This is a genomic window from Pseudomonas sp. R3.Fl (assembly GCF_023516765.1).
Taxonomy (GTDB): domain Bacteria; phylum Pseudomonadota; class Gammaproteobacteria; order Pseudomonadales; family Pseudomonadaceae; genus Pseudomonas; species Pseudomonas citronellolis.
Genome location: NZ_JAMGSO010000001.1, coordinates 4072841 through 4089098, shown reverse-complemented (window position 1 = coordinate 4089098; position 16258 = coordinate 4072841). Strand labels below are relative to the sequence as shown.

General features: G+C 67.8%; 17 protein-coding genes and 1 tRNA gene. 11 read left to right on the top strand and 7 right to left on the bottom strand.

Annotation, left to right across the window (positions count from 1 at the left end):
* The first annotated feature begins 65 nt into the window (after positions 1-65).
* From gpmI to M8R19_RS18060, 4 genes are all read left to right on the top strand, one after another.
* Positions 66-1601 carry a 2,3-bisphosphoglycerate-independent phosphoglycerate mutase gene (gene gpmI, locus M8R19_RS18075; RefSeq protein WP_249918504.1) on the top strand — a complete coding sequence of 512 codons (1536 nt, stop codon included), beginning with the start codon at positions 66-68 and terminating at the stop codon, positions 1599-1601.
* 107 nt (positions 1602-1708) lie between these two features.
* Positions 1709-2995, top strand: coding sequence for a murein hydrolase activator EnvC family protein (locus M8R19_RS18070; protein ID WP_249918503.1), 1287 nt, complete (start codon positions 1709-1711; stop codon positions 2993-2995).
* A 27-nt stretch (positions 2996-3022) separates the two neighbouring features.
* A complete protein-coding gene (locus M8R19_RS18065; protein ID WP_249918502.1) occupies positions 3023-4327 on the top strand; it encodes a S41 family peptidase in 1305 nt (434 codons plus the stop codon).
* A 3-nt stretch (positions 4328-4330) separates the two neighbouring features.
* On the top strand, positions 4331-5089 hold the full coding sequence (locus tag M8R19_RS18060) for a divergent polysaccharide deacetylase family protein (RefSeq protein ID WP_249918501.1): 759 nt from the start codon (positions 4331-4333) through the stop codon (positions 5087-5089).
* A 309-nt stretch (positions 5090-5398) separates the two neighbouring features.
* Here the strand turns inward: M8R19_RS18060 and M8R19_RS18055 are convergent, their stop codons facing one another.
* The 7 genes from M8R19_RS18055 to hisB form a co-directional block, all read right to left on the bottom strand.
* A complete protein-coding gene (locus M8R19_RS18055) occupies positions 5399-6157 on the bottom strand; it encodes a substrate-binding periplasmic protein (RefSeq protein WP_043269104.1) in 759 nt (252 codons plus the stop codon).
* Positions 6158-6305: 148 nt separating this feature from the next.
* Positions 6306-7052 (bottom strand): substrate-binding periplasmic protein, encoded by a 747-nt coding sequence (locus M8R19_RS18050; RefSeq protein WP_116425084.1) that lies wholly within the window; start codon positions 7050-7052, stop codon positions 6306-6308.
* A 183-nt stretch (positions 7053-7235) separates the two neighbouring features.
* Positions 7236-8006, bottom strand: coding sequence for an imidazole glycerol phosphate synthase subunit HisF (gene hisF / locus M8R19_RS18045; protein WP_009613829.1), 771 nt, complete (start codon positions 8004-8006; stop codon positions 7236-7238).
* 98 nt (positions 8007-8104) lie between these two features.
* Entirely contained in the window at positions 8105-8848 is a 744-nt protein-coding gene (hisA, locus tag M8R19_RS18040) for a 1-(5-phosphoribosyl)-5-[(5-phosphoribosylamino)methylideneamino]imidazole-4-carboxamide isomerase (RefSeq protein WP_116425085.1), read from the bottom strand.
* A gap of 41 nt (positions 8849-8889) precedes the next feature.
* Positions 8890-9150 (bottom strand): DUF2164 domain-containing protein, encoded by a 261-nt coding sequence (locus M8R19_RS18035; RefSeq protein WP_043268350.1) that lies wholly within the window; start codon positions 9148-9150, stop codon positions 8890-8892.
* A gap of 4 nt (positions 9151-9154) precedes the next feature.
* Positions 9155-9793 (bottom strand): imidazole glycerol phosphate synthase subunit HisH, encoded by a 639-nt coding sequence (gene hisH / locus M8R19_RS18030; protein ID WP_074980117.1) that lies wholly within the window; start codon positions 9791-9793, stop codon positions 9155-9157.
* Positions 9793-10386, bottom strand: coding sequence for an imidazoleglycerol-phosphate dehydratase HisB (hisB, locus tag M8R19_RS18025; protein ID WP_043256084.1), 594 nt, complete (start codon positions 10384-10386; stop codon positions 9793-9795). Before hisB ends, hisH begins: the two co-directional genes overlap by 1 nt.
* A 151-nt stretch (positions 10387-10537) precedes the next feature.
* Here hisB and M8R19_RS18020 point away from each other — a divergent pair, with 151 nt between their 5' ends.
* The 7 genes from M8R19_RS18020 to M8R19_RS17990 all read left to right on the top strand — a co-directional run bounded on the left by M8R19_RS18020 (position 10538) and on the right by M8R19_RS17990 (position 16100).
* A complete protein-coding gene (locus tag M8R19_RS18020; RefSeq protein ID WP_249918500.1) occupies positions 10538-10936 on the top strand; it encodes an acetyl-CoA sensor PanZ family protein in 399 nt (132 codons plus the stop codon).
* Positions 10937-10980: 44 nt separating this feature from the next.
* Positions 10981-11217: a helix-hairpin-helix domain-containing protein gene (locus tag M8R19_RS18015; protein ID WP_249918499.1), complete on the top strand. Its 237-nt coding sequence runs from the start codon at positions 10981-10983 to the stop codon at positions 11215-11217.
* Positions 11214-12314 carry an NAD(P)/FAD-dependent oxidoreductase gene (locus tag M8R19_RS18010; protein ID WP_249918498.1) on the top strand — a complete coding sequence of 367 codons (1101 nt, stop codon included), beginning with the start codon at positions 11214-11216 and terminating at the stop codon, positions 12312-12314. Before M8R19_RS18015 ends, M8R19_RS18010 begins: the two co-directional genes overlap by 4 nt.
* A 62-nt stretch (positions 12315-12376) precedes the next feature.
* Complete coding sequence (locus M8R19_RS18005; protein WP_249918497.1) at positions 12377-14614, top strand: AsmA family protein; 2238 nt, start codon at positions 12377-12379, stop codon at positions 14612-14614.
* Entirely contained in the window at positions 14611-15678 is a 1068-nt protein-coding gene (gene mutY, locus M8R19_RS18000) for an A/G-specific adenine glycosylase (protein WP_249918496.1), read from the top strand. The genes M8R19_RS18005 and mutY overlap by 4 nt, the downstream gene beginning before the upstream one ends.
* Positions 15675-15947: an oxidative damage protection protein gene (locus tag M8R19_RS17995; RefSeq protein ID WP_074980133.1), complete on the top strand. Its 273-nt coding sequence runs from the start codon at positions 15675-15677 to the stop codon at positions 15945-15947. Before mutY ends, M8R19_RS17995 begins: the two co-directional genes overlap by 4 nt.
* 77 nt (positions 15948-16024) lie before the next feature.
* Positions 16025-16100 (top strand) — tRNA-Phe (locus M8R19_RS17990).
* Positions 16101-16258: the final 158 nt, after the last annotated feature.

Sequence of the window (16258 nt, the reverse complement as noted above, 5' to 3'; positions counted from 1 at the left end):
CCGTCGCCCCCAGACGGTAAAATGCCGATCCTTTTCTGACCCCCGTTTTGGAAAGAGCCGCACCTATGACTGCATCGCCCAAACCCCTGGTCCTGATCATCCTGGACGGCTTCGGCCATAGCGACAGCCCCGAGTACAACGCCATCTTCGCCGCGAAGAAGCCGAACCTCGACCGCCTGCTGGCCACCCAGCCGCACGGCCTGATCTCCGGCTCGGGCATGGACGTGGGCCTGCCGGACGGGCAGATGGGCAACTCCGAGGTCGGCCACATGAACCTCGGTGCCGGGCGCGTCGTCTACCAGGACTTCACCCGCGTGACCAAGGCCATCCGCGACGGCGAGTTCTTCGACAACCCGGTGCTGACCGGCGCGGTGGACAAGGCGGTGGGCGCCGGCAAGGCCGTGCACATCCTCGGCCTGCTTTCCGACGGCGGCGTGCACAGCCACCAGGACCACCTGATCGCCATGGCCGAACTGGCCGCCCAGCGTGGCGCGCAGAAAATCTACCTGCACGCCTTCCTCGACGGCCGCGACACCCCGCCCAAGAGCGCCGAGCCGTCGCTGAAGCTGGTCGACGATGCCTTCGCCCGCATCGGCAAGGGCCGCACCGCCAGCATCATCGGCCGCTACTTCGCCATGGACCGCGACAACCGCTGGGACCGCGTCGAAGCCGCCTACAACCTGATCACCGAAGGCGCCGCCGAATTCACCGCCGACAACGCCGTGGCCGCGCTGCACGCCGCCTACGAGCGCGGCGAGAGCGACGAGTTCGTCAAGGCCACGCGCATCGGCGAGCAGGTGCGCGTGGAAGACGGCGACGCCGTGGTCTTCATGAACTTCCGCGCCGACCGCGCCCGCGAACTGTCGCGCGCCTTCGTCGAGCCGGGCTTCAAGGAATTCCCGCGCCAGCGCGAGCTGCACCTGGCCGAGTACGTGATGCTCACCCAGTACTCGGCGAACATCCCGGCGCCCAGCGCGTTCAAGCCCGAGTCGCTGGACAACGTCCTCGGCGAATACCTGGCCAAGAACGGCAAGACCCAGCTGCGCATCGCCGAGACCGAGAAATACGCCCACGTCACCTTCTTCTTCTCCGGCGGCCGCGAAGAGCCGTTCGAGGGCGAAGAACGCATCCTCATCCCCTCGCCGAAGGTCGCCACCTACGACCTGCAGCCGGAAATGAGCGCGCCGGAAGTCACCGACAGGATCGTCGACGCCATCGAAAACCAGCGCTACGACGTCATCGTGGTCAACTACGCCAACGGCGACATGGTCGGCCACACCGGCGTGTTCGAGGCCGCGGTCAAGGCCGTGGAATGCCTGGACACCTGCGTCGGACGCATCGCCGCGGCGCTGGACAAGGTCGGCGGCGAAGCCCTGATCACCGCCGACCACGGCAACGTCGAGCAGATGGAAGACGAGAGCACCGGCCAGGCGCACACCGCGCACACCTGCGAGCCGGTGCCCTTCATCTACGTCGGCAAGCGCAAGCTGAGCATCCGCGAAGGCGGCGTGCTGGCCGACGTGGCGCCGACCATGCTGACGCTGATGGGCCTGCCGGTGCCGGCCGAGATGACCGGCAAATCCATCGTCACCCTGGAGTGACCTTCGCGAGCTGCAGGCGGCGTGATGCTTTTCACTCGCCGCTTGCGGCTTGTAACGATTTTTTTATGCATACTAGGCCGATTCCGCCTCCAGGTGCCCGCCACCCCATGCATCGCGCCCTCTCCTCCCTGCTGCTGATCTGCCTGCTGAGCCCGCTGGCGGCCGTCGCCGACGATCGCGCCGACACCCAGAAGCAGATCGAGCGGACGCAGAAAGACATCGCCGAGCTGAAGAAGACCCTCAGCGGCATCCAGGAAGAGAAATCCGGGGTGCAGAAGCAGCTCAAGTCCACCGAGACGCAGATGGGCGACCTGGAGAAGCAGGTCAAGGCGCTGCAGGAGGAGCTGGAGAAGAGCGAAAAGGAGCTCCAGCGCCTGGACGAGGAGAAAAAAAAACTCCAGGGCGCGCGCCTTGAACAGCAAAGGCTGATCGGCATCCAGGCCCGCGCCGCGTACCAGAGCGGCCGCGAGGAATACCTCAAGCTGCTGCTGAACCAGGAACATCCCGAGAAGTTCAGCCGCACCCTCACCTACTACGACTACATCAACCGCGCGCGCCTGGAACAGCTCAACGCCTTCAACGAGACCCTGCGCCAGCTGGAAAACGTCGAGCGCGACATCACCACGCAGAAGAGCCAGCAACTGGCCCAGCAGCAGGACCTCGAGGCCCGCCGCCAGGAACTGGCCGAGGCGCGCAAGCAGCGCCAGGAAGCCCTGGCCAAGCTCAACAGCGACTACAGCGACAGCAACCGCAAGCTGCAGGACCGCCAGCAGGCCCAGGCCGAGCTGAACAAGGTGCTCAAGACCATCGAGGAAACCCTCGCCCGCCAGGCCCGCGAAGCCGAGGAAGCGCGCCAGCGCGCCCTGGCCGCCGAACGCGAGCGCGCCCGCCGCGAACGCGAGATGGCCAGCAGCGGCGGCAGCGCGAAGCCCAAGCCCCGCGCGGACTACAGCGGCCCGCTGGTGTCCAGCGGCGCCGGCTTCGGCGGCGCCTTCGACGCCACCCGCGGCAAGCTGCCCTGGCCGGTCAACGGCCGCATCCTGGCGCGCTTCGGCAGCCCGCGCGGCGACGACCCGCGCGCCACCTGGGACGGCGTGCTGATCGGCGCCAGCGCAGGCGCCACGGTACGCGCCGTGCATGGTGGGAGGGTGGTGTTCGCCGACTGGCTGCGCGGCGCGGGGCTACTGGTTATCCTCGACCACGGTGGTGGATACCTGAGCCTTTATGGTCATAATCAGAGTCTGCTGAAAGGCGCCGGGGATACGGTCAAGGCCGGGGATCCCATCGCTACCGTCGGCACCAGCGGCGGGCAGGAGACTCCGGCGGTGTATTTCGCCATTCGTCATCAGGGCCGCCCGACGGACCCCACTACCTGGTGTCGCACGCAAGGATAAGCAGCGGACACGCCTTAGGAGCCAAACATGTCGCATCGCTTCCGTCTCATCACCCTGGCCCTGCTGCTCGGTATCGGGGCGGCCCAGGCCGCCGAGACACCGCCCGCCGCGTCCGCTGCGGCCAGCGGCAAGGAGGCGCCGCTGCCGCTGGACGAACTGCGTACCTTCGCCGAGGTCCTGGACCGGGTGAAGGCCGCCTACGTCGAGCCGGTGGACGACAAGACCCTGCTGGAGAACGCCATCAAGGGCATGCTCAGCAACCTCGACCCGCACTCCGCCTACCTGGACCCGGAAGAGTTCGCCGAGCTGCAGGAAAGCACCAGCGGCGAGTTCGGCGGCCTGGGCATCGAGGTGGGCACCGAGGACGGCTTCATCAAGGTGGTCTCGCCGATCGACGACACCCCGGCGGCCGCGGCCGGCATCCAGCCCGGCGACCTGATCGTGCAGATCGACGGCAAGCCGACCAAGGGCCAGTCGATGAACGAGGCGGTGGACAGCATGCGCGGCAAGCCCGGCTCGTCCATCACCCTGACCATAGTGCGCGGCGGCGGCCGGCCGTTCGACGTCACCCTCAAGCGCGCCATCATCAAGGTCAAGAGCGTCAAGACCCAGCTGCTGGAGCCGAACTACGGCTACCTGCGCATCACCCAGTTCCAGGTCAACACCGGTGACGAGGTGGTCAAGGCCCTGGCGCAGCTGAAGAAGGACAACAAGGGCAAGCTCAAGGGCCTGGTCCTGGACCTGCGCAACAACCCCGGCGGCGTGCTGCAGTCCGCGGTGGAAGTGGCCGACGCCTTCCTCACCAAGGGCCTGATCGTCTACACCAAGGGCCGCATCGCCAACTCCGAGCTGCGCTTCTCCGCCGACCCGGCCGACCCCAGCGAGGGCGTGCAGCTGGTGGTGCTGATCAACGGCGGCACCGCCTCGGCGGCGGAAATCGTCTCCGGCGCCCTGCAGGACCAGAAACGCGCCATCCTCATGGGCACCGACAGCTTCGGCAAGGGCTCGGTGCAGACCGTGCTGCCGCTGAACAACGACCGCGCCCTGAAGCTGACCACCGCGCTCTACTACACCCCCAACGGCCGCTCCATCCAGGCCCAGGGCATCGTCCCGGACATCGAGGTGGAACGCGCCAAGGTGACCCGCGAGCAGAGCGACTTCGAAGGCTTCAAGGAAGCCGACCTGCAGGGCCACCTGGCCAACGGCAACGGCGGCAAGGACCGTCCGACGCAGTCGGGCAAGGCGCCCCAGGCCGCCCCGCAGGACAGCGACTTCCAGCTGAGCCAGGCCCTCAGCCTGCTGAAGGGGCTCAGCGTCAGCCGCGGCAACTGACCGGTGCGCCGGGCACGGCTGCTGTTCGGCCTGTGCCTGGCCGCCCTGTTCGGCCAGGCGCAGGCCAAGCCGCTGCTGAGCGTGGTGATCGACGACCTCGGGCAGAACCTGGCGCGCGACCGCCAGGTGTTCGAACTACCGGCCGCAGTGGCCCTGGCGATCATGCCGGACACCCCGCACGCCGCCGAACTGGCCCGCGAAGCCCACCAGCGCGGGCGCACCCTGATCCTGCACCTGCCGATGGACCCGGCCGGCGGCCCCTACGCCTGGCGCCCCGACCTGCCGCCGGCGGAACTCGCCCGCCGCCTGGATGCGGCGCTGGCCGCGGTGCCCTACGTGCAAGGCGTGAACAACCACGAAGGCAGCCGCATGACCGCCGACCGCGCCGGCATGGACCTGCTGATGGGCACCCTGCAGGAACGCCACCTGTTCTTCCTCGACAGCCGCACCAGCGCCGCCACCGTGGCCGCCGCCGAAGCGCAGAAGCGCGGCCTGGCCAGCCTGTCCCGCGACGTATTCCTCGACGACCAGCCGGATGAAGACAGCATCGCCCGCCAGTTGCAGAGCGGCGTGGCCCTGGCGCGCAAGCAGGGCTCGGCGCTGCTGATCGGCCACCCGCGCCCGGCCACCCTGCGGGTGCTGCTGCGCGAACTGCCGAAGCTGAAGGCGGCGGGCATCGAACTGGTGAAGCCCGACCTGCTGATCGCCGAACGCGGCAACCGCGCCATGGCGGCGCATGGCAAGGATGGCGTCTACCGCTAAACCCCCGCTCGCCGGCCGCGCCTCAGCGCTTTTCGTAGGATGGGTTGAGCGAAGCGATACCCATCACCATGCCCGGCCGAGCACCAGCCGTTGCAGGCGAGCATGGCTCGCTCCTACGAAGAGCACCCCGGTGCAGCCTGTAGGACAGCTTCGCCAACACCTGTAGGAGCGCGCCCTGCGCGCGAATCGCGGGCAGGGCCCGCTCCTACAATCGTGCATCCGCGGATAACCGCGAACGATTATCCGCCCTACAGATGCATCGCGGGCGCAGCAGCGGACTCCGTCCGCGATCCGGCCGACAGGCCGGCCTCAGAGGTAATTGTTGGTAACCTCATCCACATACCCCTCGGCCCTCATCTGATCCAGGGCCTTCTGCAGCCGCTCGACCACCTCGTCCGGGGTGTCCTTGTTCAGCGCCAGGTACAGCTGCGCCTCGTTGAAGCGCAGCACCGTCTGCAGACCGCTGACGCCCTCCTGCTTGGCCAGGTAGCGGCCCACCGGGTCGGTGGTGGCCCAGAGGTCGATCTGCCCGGTCATCAGCTTCTTCACGTTCTCCTGGTCACGCAGGGCGTTGATCACCGGGATGCCCTGGCTCTCCAGCGCCTGGCTGACGGCGTCATTCTTGTAGGCGCCGAGCTTGTACTTGCCGGCCTCCTTGACGTCCTTCAGCGCGGTGATCTTGCTGCCCGGCGGGGCCAGCACCACCCAGCCGGTCTTCGCCAGCGGGCCCACCCACTTGAACAGCGGCACCCGCTCGGGGGTGTAGGTGGTGGAGAACAGGCCGTAGCCGGCGCGGTCCAGGGTCAGCTTGTACAGCCGGTCCCAGGGGAAGCGCAGGCTCAGGGTGTAGCCGATGCCGGCGCGCTTGAACATCTCGCGGACGATGTCCGCGCTGATGCCGTCGATGCCTTCGTCGCGGGCGAAGTTCTTGTCGTCCACCGCCATGTTGAACGGCGGGAAGTTCTCCGTCAGCAGCACCACCTTGTAGTCGGCGGGCAAGTCGGCGCGGGCCGTGGCGGCCCCCAGCAGCAGGCCGATGAACAGCCCGCAGGTCTTGAGTTTCAGCATGGTCATACCGCTCGCTTGGTTATCGTTATGGCTAGCGGCATCCCTGCATCGTGGACGCGATTCCCGTCCTGTACACCATCCCTGGCACAGCTCCGGCCGTGGCCGGCAACGCAGCGCGGCGCCGCTCCCCTCGAGCGGCGCCGGCGGATCACAGGTAGCTGTTCAGTACATCGTCGACGAAGCCTTCGGCGCGCATCTTGTCCAGCGCGGCCTGCAGCTTCTGCACCACTTCGTCGGGGGTTTCCTTGTTCAGCGCCAGGTACAACTGGTCGCTGTTGAAGCGCAGCACCGTCTTCAGGCCGCTGACGCCGACCTGCTTGGCCAGGTAGCGCCCGGCCGGGTCGCCGCTGGCCCAGAGATCGATCTCGCCCTTCTGCAGCTTGCCGGCGTTCTCCTGGTCGCGCAGCACCAGCGCCGGCTCGAAGCCGTGATCGGCGAGGTACTCGGCCATGGCGTCGCCCTTGTAGGCGCCCACCCGGTACTTCTTCGCCTCGTCCAGGCTCTTCAGGGCGATGGGGCTGTCGCCGCGGGCCAGCAGCACCCAGTCGTCCGGGCCGATGGGGCCGACCCACTTGAAGGCGCTTTCCCGCTCTGGCAGCCGCGCGGTGACGAAGACGCCGTAGTCCGGCTTCTCCAGCGCCAGCTTGTAGATGCGCTCCCAGGGGAAGCGCAGGGTCATGCTGTATTTGATGCCAGCGCGCTTGTACATCTCCCGGACGATGTCCACGGCGATGCCGTCGATGTTGTCTTCCTGGGCGAAGTTCTTGCCGTTGATGGCCATGTTGTAGGGTGGGAAGTTCTCCGTCAGCAGGACCATGCTGTAGTCTGGAGAAATTTCCGCATGCGCTGTGCCAGCCAACAGCAAGGAGCTGGCCAGCAGGAGGCGTTTCAGCATCGCAGAACATTCCTGGTTGTAAGCGAAGGCGCAGAGCTTACCGCAAGTTTGCCATCATTCGGCCTTGCATCTTTCAGACCGTGTCACGCCTTGTAGGAAACATCGCCAGAAAGCACAAGGCCCGGCCGCCATGAGCGGGCCGGGCCCTGTCGCAAGCTGCACGCCGGCAGTGCGGCGCGCCCTTCAGCGCACCACGATGCCGCGGCTGGCCAGGTAGGCCTTGGCCTCCGGCACGCTGTACTCGCCGAAGTGGAAGATGCTCGCCGCCAGCACCGCGTCGGCCTTGCCTTCGAGGATGCCGGCCGCCAGGTGCTCCAGGTTGCCGACGCCGCCGGAAGCGATCACCGGCACGTTCACCGCCTCGCTGATGGCGCGGGTCACGCCCAGGTCGTAGCCGCTCTTCACGCCGTCCTGGTCCATGCTGGTCAGGAGGATTTCGCCGGCGCCCAGGCCTTCCATCTTTTTCGCCCACTCCACCGCGTCCAGCCCGGTGGGCTTGCGTCCGCCGTGGGTGAAGATTTCCCAGCGCGGGGTTTCGCCCGGCGCCGAGACCTTCTTGGCGTCGATGGCGACCACGATGCACTGCGAGCCGAAGCGCGCGGCGGCTTCGCCGACGAACTCCGGGGTGAACACCGCGGCGGTGTTGATCGAGACCTTGTCCGCGCCGGCGTTGAGCAGGTTGCGGATGTCCTGCACGGTGCGCACGCCGCCGCCGACGGTCAGCGGTATGAACACCTGGCTGGCCATGCGCTCGACGGTGTGCAGCGTGGTGTCGCGGCCATCGACGCTGGCGGTGATGTCGAGGAAGGTGATCTCGTCGGCGCCCTGCTCGTCGTAGCGGCGGGCGATCTCCACCGGGTCGCCGGCGTCGCGGATGTTCTCGAACTTGACGCCCTTGACCACGCGGCCGTTGTCCACGTCGAGGCAGGGGATGATGCGCTTAGCGAGGGCCATTCTGGTGTCTCCCAATCTTGAAATTCGCGGGAGGCTGAAGGCTGGAGGCTGAACGAAAAAGCGACTCGGTCACGTCCAGCCTTCAGCCTCCCGCGCTTTTATTCGTCTTTTGCCTGCCGATCGCAAAGCGCCTGCGCCTCGGCGACATCGAGGGTGCCCTCGTAGATCGCCCGGCCGGTGATGGCGCCGATGATGCCCGGGGTGCGCGCATCCAGCAGTTTCTGGATGTCGCCCAGGTTGTGGATGCCGCCGGAGGCGATCACCGGGATGCGCGTGGCGTTGGCCAGGGCGGCGGTGGCTTCGACGTTGCAGCCCTGCATCATGCCGTCCTTGGAGATGTCGGTGTAGACGATGGCGGAGACGCCGTCGGCCTCGAAGCGCTTGGCCAGGTCGATCACCTGCACCTCGCTGACCTCGGCCCAGCCGTCGGTGGCGACGAAACCGTCCTTCGCGTCCAGGCCGACTATCACCTTGCCGGGGAAGGCGCGGCAGGCTTCGCCGACGAATTCCGGCTGCTTCACCGCCTTGGTGCCGATGATCACGTAGCTGACGCCGGCGCGCACGTAGTGCTCGATGGTCTCCAGCGAGCGGATGCCGCCGCCGATCTGGATCGGCAGGTTCGGGTAGCGCCTGGCGATGGCGGTGACCACCTCGCCGTTCACCGGCTTGCCTTCGAAGGCGCCGTTGAGGTCTACCAGGTGCAGGCGGCGGCAGCCACCGTCCACCCATTTGGCGGCCATGGCCACCGGGTCGTCGGAGAAGACCGTGGCGTCTTCCATCAGGCCCTGGCGCAGGCGCACGCAGGCGCCGTCCTTCAGATCGATTGCGGGGATGATCAGCATCGGTTGAACCTGCTCGAATCCAAGTCGTGAATGGGGTCGGGTCAGCTCTTCTCGAGCGCCCACAAGTCGCTTTCGATGCTTTCGAACCTGTCTTTCAGGTGCGCCTGCACATCGAGAATCGCCTTGTTGTAGAACAGCGGGCCGAACTCGCGCATGAAGAAGTCCAGCACTTCCTCGGCCTCGAAGCCGCCCAGGTCCAGCTCGAAGCGCTCCTCGAGGAAGCGCTGGATGGCCCGCGCCGCGCTCTGGCGCTGCGCGCCATCGAGCTCGAGGATGGCGGGTTTGTCCTTCTGCCGGGCCATGGGCTTACCAGCGGCCGTCCCAGGCGGCGAAGTTCTGCAGCAGCTGCAGGCCGTGGGTGTGGCTCTTCTCCGGGTGGAACTGCACGGCGAAGCGCGGGCCCTCGGCCAGCGCGGCGGCGAAGTCGCGGCCATAGTGGCCGCGGCCGGCGACCTGGCGCGGGTTGCCCGCCTCGATGTAGTAGCTGTGCACGAAGTAGAAGCGCGCCTCGTCGGGGATCTCGTGCCACAGCGGGTGGTCGAGACTCTGTTTGACCTGGTTCCAGCCCATGTGCGGCACCTTCAGGTGCTCGCCGTCCTCGTACAGGTCCTTGCCGAAGAAGCGCACCTGGCCGGGGAACAGGCCGATGCAGTCGACGCCGCCGTTCTCCTCGCTGTGCTCCAGCAGCGCCTGCATGCCGACGCAGATGCCGAGGAAGGGGCGGTCCTGGCTGACTTCACGCACCAGTTCGTCGAAGCCCAGGCGCCTGATCTCGGCCATGCAGTCGCGGATGGCGCCCACGCCGGGGAACACCACGCGGTCGGCCTCGCGGATCACCGCGGCGTCGCTGGTCACCAGCACGCGGCCGGCGCCCACGCGCTCCAGCGCCTTGGACACCGAGTGCAGGTTGCCCATGCCGTAGTCGATGACGGCGACCGTCTGCATTACAGGCACCCCTTGGTCGACGGCATCTGCCCGGCCATGCGCTCGTCCAGCTCGATGGCCATGCGCAGGGCGCGGCCGAAGGCCTTGAACACCGTCTCGATCTGGTGGTGGGTGTTGTGTCCGCGCAGGTTGTCGATGTGCAGGGTCACCTGGGCGTGGTTGACGAAGCCCTGGAAGAACTCCATGAACAGGTCGACGTCGAAGCCGCCGACGCTGGCGCGGGTGAAAGGCACGTGCATCTGCAGGCCGGGGCGGCCGGAGAAGTCGATCACCACGCGCGACAGCGCCTCGTCCAGCGGCACGTAGGCATGGCCGTAGCGGCGGATGCCCTTCTTGTCGCCGATGGCCTTGGCGAAGGCCTGGCCGAGGGTGATGCCGATGTCTTCGACGGTGTGGTGGTCGTCGATGTGCAGGTCGCCCTTGCACTCGATGTCCAGGTCGATCAGGCCATGGCGGGCGATCTGGTCCATCATGTGCTCGAGGAAGGGCACCCCGGTATCGAAGCGGGCCTTGCCCGTGCCATCCAGGTCGATGGACACCTTGATCTGGGTTTCCAGGGTGTCGCGCGCGACGGTTGCCTTGCGTTCGGCCATCACCAGCTCCACAGCTAACACTGCACTTAATTATAAGAGGGCCCGCATTATAGGCGCGGCGGGCCCCGCAGGGCTACGGGCGACGGTCGGCGGCGCTGGCCGCGGGGCGCCGCTTGTCCGTAAACTGCTCATCCCCGCCGAGGATGCCGCCATGCCCGTGATCGTCGAACACCTTGCCCAGCCCTCCGCCCAGGACCGCCTGGACCTGGCCCGGCTCTACGCCGAGGCGCCGGCCTGGCTGCTCGCACCCTTCGCCGACGGCGAGGCCCTGGTGGACGCCGCGCTGGCCGCGGGCACGCTGCTGACCGGGCGCTTCAACGACCGCCTGCTGGGCGCCGCCTGGCTGCAGCGCGATGCCGACGCCTGGCGCCTCTCGCGCCTGTGCGTGCGCCGCGTCACCCGTGGCCGCGGCGTGGCCCGCCGGCTGCTGGAGGAAGCCCAGCGCCAGGCGGTGCTCGCCGGCTGCCCGCTGCGCCTGCAGGCCCCGGCCGGGCAGGCGGAAGCGGCCGAACTGGCCGAACGCCTCGGCCTGGCCCTGGAGCCGGCCTGAGCCCTGCCAGCCCGGGACGCAGCGCATGACCACGAGGAGCACGCATGCCTTTCGAAGAACGTGAACGCGCGGCGCTGCTCGCGCTCAAGGGCGTCGGCCCGACGATCCTGCAACGCCTGGAACAGATGGGCCTGGACAGCTTCGGCAAGCTGCGCGAAAGCGATGCGCAGAGCATTCTCAGCGCCGGCGCCGCACTGACCGGCAGCAGTTGCTGGAAGAACAGCCCGCAGGCCCGCGCCGCCATCGCCGCAGTGCTGCACAGAGCCAGCGAGGACGCATGAACGACATCGACATCCTGGTCATAGGCGCCGGCGCGGTCGGCCTGGCCTGCGCCGCGCGCCTGGCCGCCGCTGGGCGCAGCGTGCTGATCGTCGAAGCCGAGCGACTGATCGGCAGCCACACCTCCAGCCGCAACTCCGAGGTCATCCACGCCGCCCTCTACTACCCGCCCGGCTCGCTCAAGGCCGAACTCTGCCTGGAAGGCCGCGAGCGCCTGTACGCCTGGTGCGCCAGCCACGACGTGCCGCACAGCCGCATCGGCAAGCTGCTGGTGGCCGTGGAAGACGCCGAATTGGGCAAGCTGGAAGCCCTCGCCGCCAATGCCGAAGCCAGCGGCGTACATGACCTGCAGCCGCTGGACGCCACCCAGCTGCATGCGCTGGAGCCGGCGGTGCGCGGCGTGGCCGCCCTGCTCTCGCCGAGCACCGGGATCATCGACAGCCATGCCTACATGCTGTCGCTGCAGCACGCCGCGCAAATCCAGGGCGCACAGCTGGTGCTGGACACCCGCATCGACAGCCTGCGCCGAGCCGCCGACGGCTGGGTCGCCGAAGGCGTCAGCGTCGGCGAGCCGTTCAGCATCCAGGCCGAACAGGTGATCAACGCCGGCGGCCTGTTCGCCCAGCAACTGGCCGCCCGCACCGAAGGCCTGGAAGGCGTGCCGCCGCTGCACCTGTGCCAGGGCCGCTACTTCACCTACAGCGGCCGCTCGCCGTTCAGCCACCTGATCTACCCGATGCCCGAGGCCAACACCGCCGGCCTGGGCGTGCACGCCACCCTCGACCTCGGCGGCCAGCTGCGCTTCGGCCCGGACGTGCGTTACCTGGAAACCATCGACTATCTGGTCGACGAAGCGCTGCGCGAGCCCTTCGCCCAGGCCATCCGCCGCTACTTCCCGGGCCTGGACGCCGAACGTCTGCAGGCCGGCTACGCCGGGATTCGTCCTAAACTGAGCGGCGCCGGGGAACCCGCCTCCGACTTCGTCATCCAAACCGCCGTGGACCACGGCCTGCCGGGCCTGGTCAACCTGTTCGGGATCGAGTCGCCGGGGCTCACCGCCAGCCTGGCCATCGCCGAACGCGTCGCCGCCGCCTGCTGAAGCGGGCGGGCGCATTGATATACTCCCGCCAATTCACCCGCCGCCAGAACAAGGACCCGTCCATGAAAGCGTTCGGCAAGATCCTGGGCATAGCCGTCCTCGCCCTGCTGCTACTGGTAGTCGCCGCCGGCTTCATCCTCACCCATTTCTTCGACCCCAACGACTACAAGGACGAGATCCGCCAGCTCGCCCGCGACAAGGCCAACCTGGAGCTGGACCTGCGCGGCGACATCGGCTGGAGCCTGTTCCCCTGGCTCGGCCTGGAGCTGCACGACACCAGCGTGGCCAGCGTGCGCAGCCCGGACAAGCCGTTCGCCGACCTGCAGTTGCTCGGCCTGTCGGTGCGGGTGCTGCCGCTGCTGCGCCGCGAGGTGCAGATGAGCGACATCCGCGTGCAGGGCCTGACCCTCACGCTGAACCGCGACAAGGCCGGCAAGGGCAACTGGGAAGACATCGGCAAGCCGGCCCAGCCCGCCGGCGCCACCCCCGCCACGCCGGCCGGCCAGGCCAGCGCGCCCGCCGAAGCGCCCAAGGCGCCGGCCGAGAGCGCTTCCACGCCGATGAAGCTGGACATCGACAGCCTCAACGTCAGCGGCGCGCGCATCGACTACAGCGACGAGCAGAGCGGCAAGCAGTACACCGTCGAAGGCCTGGACCTGAACACCGGCGCCATCCGCGAAGGCAGCAGCATCCCCTTCAAGCTCAACGCCTACCTGGGCACCAACCAGCCGGTGACCCGCGCCAAGACCGAGCTGACCGGCAACCTGCGCTTCGACCGCGCGCTCAAGCGCTACCAGTTGGAAGACGCCAAGCTCTCCGGCGAACTGGCCGGCGACCAGTTGCAGGGCCGCACCGCGACCTTCTCCGCCCAGGGCCAGCTGCTGCTCGACCAGGCCGCGCAGGTCGCCGAATGGAACGGCCTGAAGCTGTCGATCAACCAGCTGCGCGCCCTCGGCGAGCTGAAGGCGCGCAACCTCGACAAGGAGCTGCAGTTCACCGGCGGCCTGTCCATCGCCCCGTTCAACCTGCGCGAATTCCTCGAAGGCCTCGGCCAGAAGCTGCCGGAAATGGCCGACGGCAACACCCTGACCAAGCTGGAACTGGCCGCGCGCCTGGACGGCAGCCGCAACGCCGTCAACCTCAGCGATATCCAGCTCAAGCTCGACGACAGCAGCTTCAGCGGCAGCCTGGGCCTGGCCGACATCGCCAAGCAGGCCGTGCGCGCCCAGCTCAGCGGCGACAAGCTGAACCTCGACCGCTACCTGCCGGCCAAGGCCGCCAAAGGCGCCGAGGCGGCCAGCGCCAGCCGCAAGGCGGAAGTCGACGCCACCGTCGCCAGCGCCACCGGCAAGGGCGACAGCCCGCTGCCCAACGCCCCCACCCAGCAGGCCTGGAGCGACGCACCGCTGCTGCCGCTGGCCAAGCTGCGCACGCTGGACCTGGACCTCAACCTGAACCTCGGCCAGCTCACCCTCGACAAGCTGCCGATCGAGAACGCCGTGCTCAAGCTGCGCGGGCAGAACGGCCAGTTCAGCCTCGACGACATGCGCGGCGAACTCTACGACGGCCGCTTCAACGCCAAGGCCAGCCTCGACGTGCGCCAGGACGTGGCGCTGCTGGCGGCGCAGAAGCACATCGAAGGCGTGCCGGTGGAGAAACTCCTCCAGGCCCAGGGCCAGAAGCCGCCGGTCACCGGCCTGCTGAACCTGGACGCGGACATCACCACCCAGGGCAACAGCCAGAAGGCCTGGATCGACAACCTCAACGGCAAGGCCAACTTCAAGCTGAGCAAGGGCGTGCTGCTCAACGCCAACCTGGAAGAGCAACTGTGCCGCGGCATCGCCACCCTCAACCGGAAGAGCCTGAGCGCCGAGCACGGCGGCAAGGACACGCCCTTCCGCGAGCTCAACGGCAGCCTGACCTTCCACAACGGCGTGGCCAGCAACCCCGACCTGCGCGTCGCGGTGCCCGGCCTGACGGTAAAGGGCGACGGCGACCTCGACCTGCGCGTACTGGGCATGGACTACCGCGTCGGCGTGATCATCGAAGGCGACAAGAGCGACATGCCCGACCCGGCCTGCGAGGTGAACAAGCGCTACGTCGGCATCGAATGGCCGCTGCGCTGCCGCGGCCCGCTGGAACTGGGCGCCAAGGCCTGCCGCCTGGACCAGGACGGCATCGGCCGCATCGCCGGGCAACTGGCCGGGCAGCGCCTGAACGAGAAACTCGAAGAGAAATTCGGCGACAAGGTCAGCCCCGACCTGAAGGACGCCCTGAAGAACCTGCTGAAGAAGAAATGACCCCCGAACGCTTCAATACCGCGGTCCTCGACTGGTACGACCGCCACGGCCGCCACGACCTGCCCTGGCAGCGCGACATCAACCCCTACCGGGTGTGGGTGTCGGAAATCATGCTGCAGCAGACCCAGGTGAGCACCGTGCTGGGCTACTTCGACCGCTTCATGGCGGCGCTGCCCACGGTGGCCGACCTGGCCGCAGCGCCCGAGGACGAAGTCCTGCACCTGTGGACCGGGCTGGGCTACTACACCCGCGCGCGCAACCTGCAGAAGACCGCCAGGCTGGTGATGGAGCGCCACGCCGGCGAATTCCCCCGCGACGTTGAGCAGCTCACCGAGCTGCCCGGCATCGGCCGCTCCACCGCCGGGGCCATCGCCAGCATTTCCATGGGCCTGCGCGCGCCCATCCTCGACGGCAACGTCAAGCGCGTGCTGGCCCGCTACCTGGCCTGCGACGGCTACCCGGGCGAGCCCAGGGTGGCGAAACAGCTGTGGGAAGCGGCGGAACGCTTCACCCCGCACGCGCGGGTCAACCACTACACCCAGGCGATGATGGACCTGGGCGCCACCCTCTGCACCCGCAGCAAGCCCAGCTGCCTGCTGTGCCCATTGAGCGAGGGCTGCCGCGCCCACCTGCTCGGCCGCGAAAGCGCCTACCCGGTGCCCAAGCCGCGCAAGGAACTGCCGCAGCGGCGCACGCTGATGCCAATCCTGGCCAACCGCGAAGGCGCCATCCTGCTCTACCGCCGCCCGTCCACCGGCCTGTGGGGCGGCCTGTGGAGCTTCCCGGAACTGGACGACCTCGCCCAACTCGACCCGCTCGCCGCGCAGCACGCCCTGCGCCTGGGGCAGCGCCACGAACTGCCCGGTCTGACCCATACCTTCAGCCACTTCCAGCTGGCCATCGAGCCCTGGCTGGTGCGCGTGGAAGACGCAGCCGGCGGCGTGGCCGAGGGCGACTGGCTCTGGTATAACCTGGCCACCCCGCCGCGGCTCGGTCTCGCGGCCCCGGTCAAGAAGCTGCTCAAGCGGGCAGCCGACGCGTTGAATGCAGGAGAGATGACATGAGCCGAATGGTGATGTGCCGCAAGTACAAAGAAGAGCTGCCCGGCCTCGATCGCCCGCCCTACCCCGGCGCCAAGGGCCAGGACATCTACGAGCACGTGTCGAGGCAGGCCTGGGACGAGTGGCAGAAGCACCAGACCATGCTGATCAACGAGCGCAGGCTGAACATGATGAACGCCGAGGACCGCAAGTTCCTCCAGGGCGAGATGGACAAGTTCCTCTCCGGCGAGGAATACGCCCAGGCCGACGGCTACGTCCCGCCGAGCGCGTAAGCTCCGGTATTAACTGAAAATTTTTTCGCAGCACGCTTGACACCCCTTCGGAAAACCCTTTTAATGCGCGCCACGTTGCCCAGGTAGCTCAGTTGGTAGAGCAGGGGATTGAAAATCCCCGTGTCGGCGGTTCGATTCCGTCCCTGGGCACCACATACTAGTCCCGAGAGTTCTCTAGCAGTCTCGGAACCCTAAGAAAACCGGCCTCTGAGCCGGTTTTTTTGTTTCTACCGATCCCAAGCGATCCCTTGTAAGCCCAAAACTTTGTGAGTAGATTCGTGAGTAGACGCAGTTCGGTCATGAATTTCTAC

Coding starts and splice junctions, on each gene's coding strand:
- gpmI (WP_249918504.1), top strand. CDS start 66: ATGACTGCATCGCCCAAACCCCTGGTCCTGATCATCCTGGACGGCTTC.
- M8R19_RS18070 (WP_249918503.1), top strand. CDS start 1,709: ATGCATCGCGCCCTCTCCTCCCTGCTGCTGATCTGCCTGCTGAGCCCG.
- M8R19_RS18065 (WP_249918502.1), top strand. CDS start 3,023: ATGTCGCATCGCTTCCGTCTCATCACCCTGGCCCTGCTGCTCGGTATC.
- M8R19_RS18055 (WP_043269104.1), bottom strand. CDS start 6,157: ATGCTGAAACTCAAGACCTGCGGGCTGTTCATCGGCCTGCTGCTGGGG.
- M8R19_RS18050 (WP_116425084.1), bottom strand. CDS start 7,052: ATGCTGAAACGCCTCCTGCTGGCCAGCTCCTTGCTGTTGGCTGGCACA.
- hisF (WP_009613829.1), bottom strand. CDS start 8,006: ATGGCCCTCGCTAAGCGCATCATCCCCTGCCTCGACGTGGACAACGGC.
- hisA (WP_116425085.1), bottom strand. CDS start 8,848: ATGCTGATCATCCCCGCAATCGATCTGAAGGACGGCGCCTGCGTGCGC.
- M8R19_RS18035 (WP_043268350.1), bottom strand. CDS start 9,150: ATGGCCCGGCAGAAGGACAAACCCGCCATCCTCGAGCTCGATGGCGCG.
- hisH (WP_074980117.1), bottom strand. CDS start 9,793: ATGCAGACGGTCGCCGTCATCGACTACGGCATGGGCAACCTGCACTCG.
- hisB (WP_043256084.1), bottom strand. CDS start 10,386: ATGGCCGAACGCAAGGCAACCGTCGCGCGCGACACCCTGGAAACCCAG.
- M8R19_RS18020 (WP_249918500.1), top strand. CDS start 10,538: ATGCCCGTGATCGTCGAACACCTTGCCCAGCCCTCCGCCCAGGACCGC.
- M8R19_RS18015 (WP_249918499.1), top strand. CDS start 10,981: ATGCCTTTCGAAGAACGTGAACGCGCGGCGCTGCTCGCGCTCAAGGGC.
- M8R19_RS18010 (WP_249918498.1), top strand. CDS start 11,214: ATGAACGACATCGACATCCTGGTCATAGGCGCCGGCGCGGTCGGCCTG.
- M8R19_RS18005 (WP_249918497.1), top strand. CDS start 12,377: ATGAAAGCGTTCGGCAAGATCCTGGGCATAGCCGTCCTCGCCCTGCTG.
- mutY (WP_249918496.1), top strand. CDS start 14,611: ATGACCCCCGAACGCTTCAATACCGCGGTCCTCGACTGGTACGACCGC.
- M8R19_RS17995 (WP_074980133.1), top strand. CDS start 15,675: ATGAGCCGAATGGTGATGTGCCGCAAGTACAAAGAAGAGCTGCCCGGC.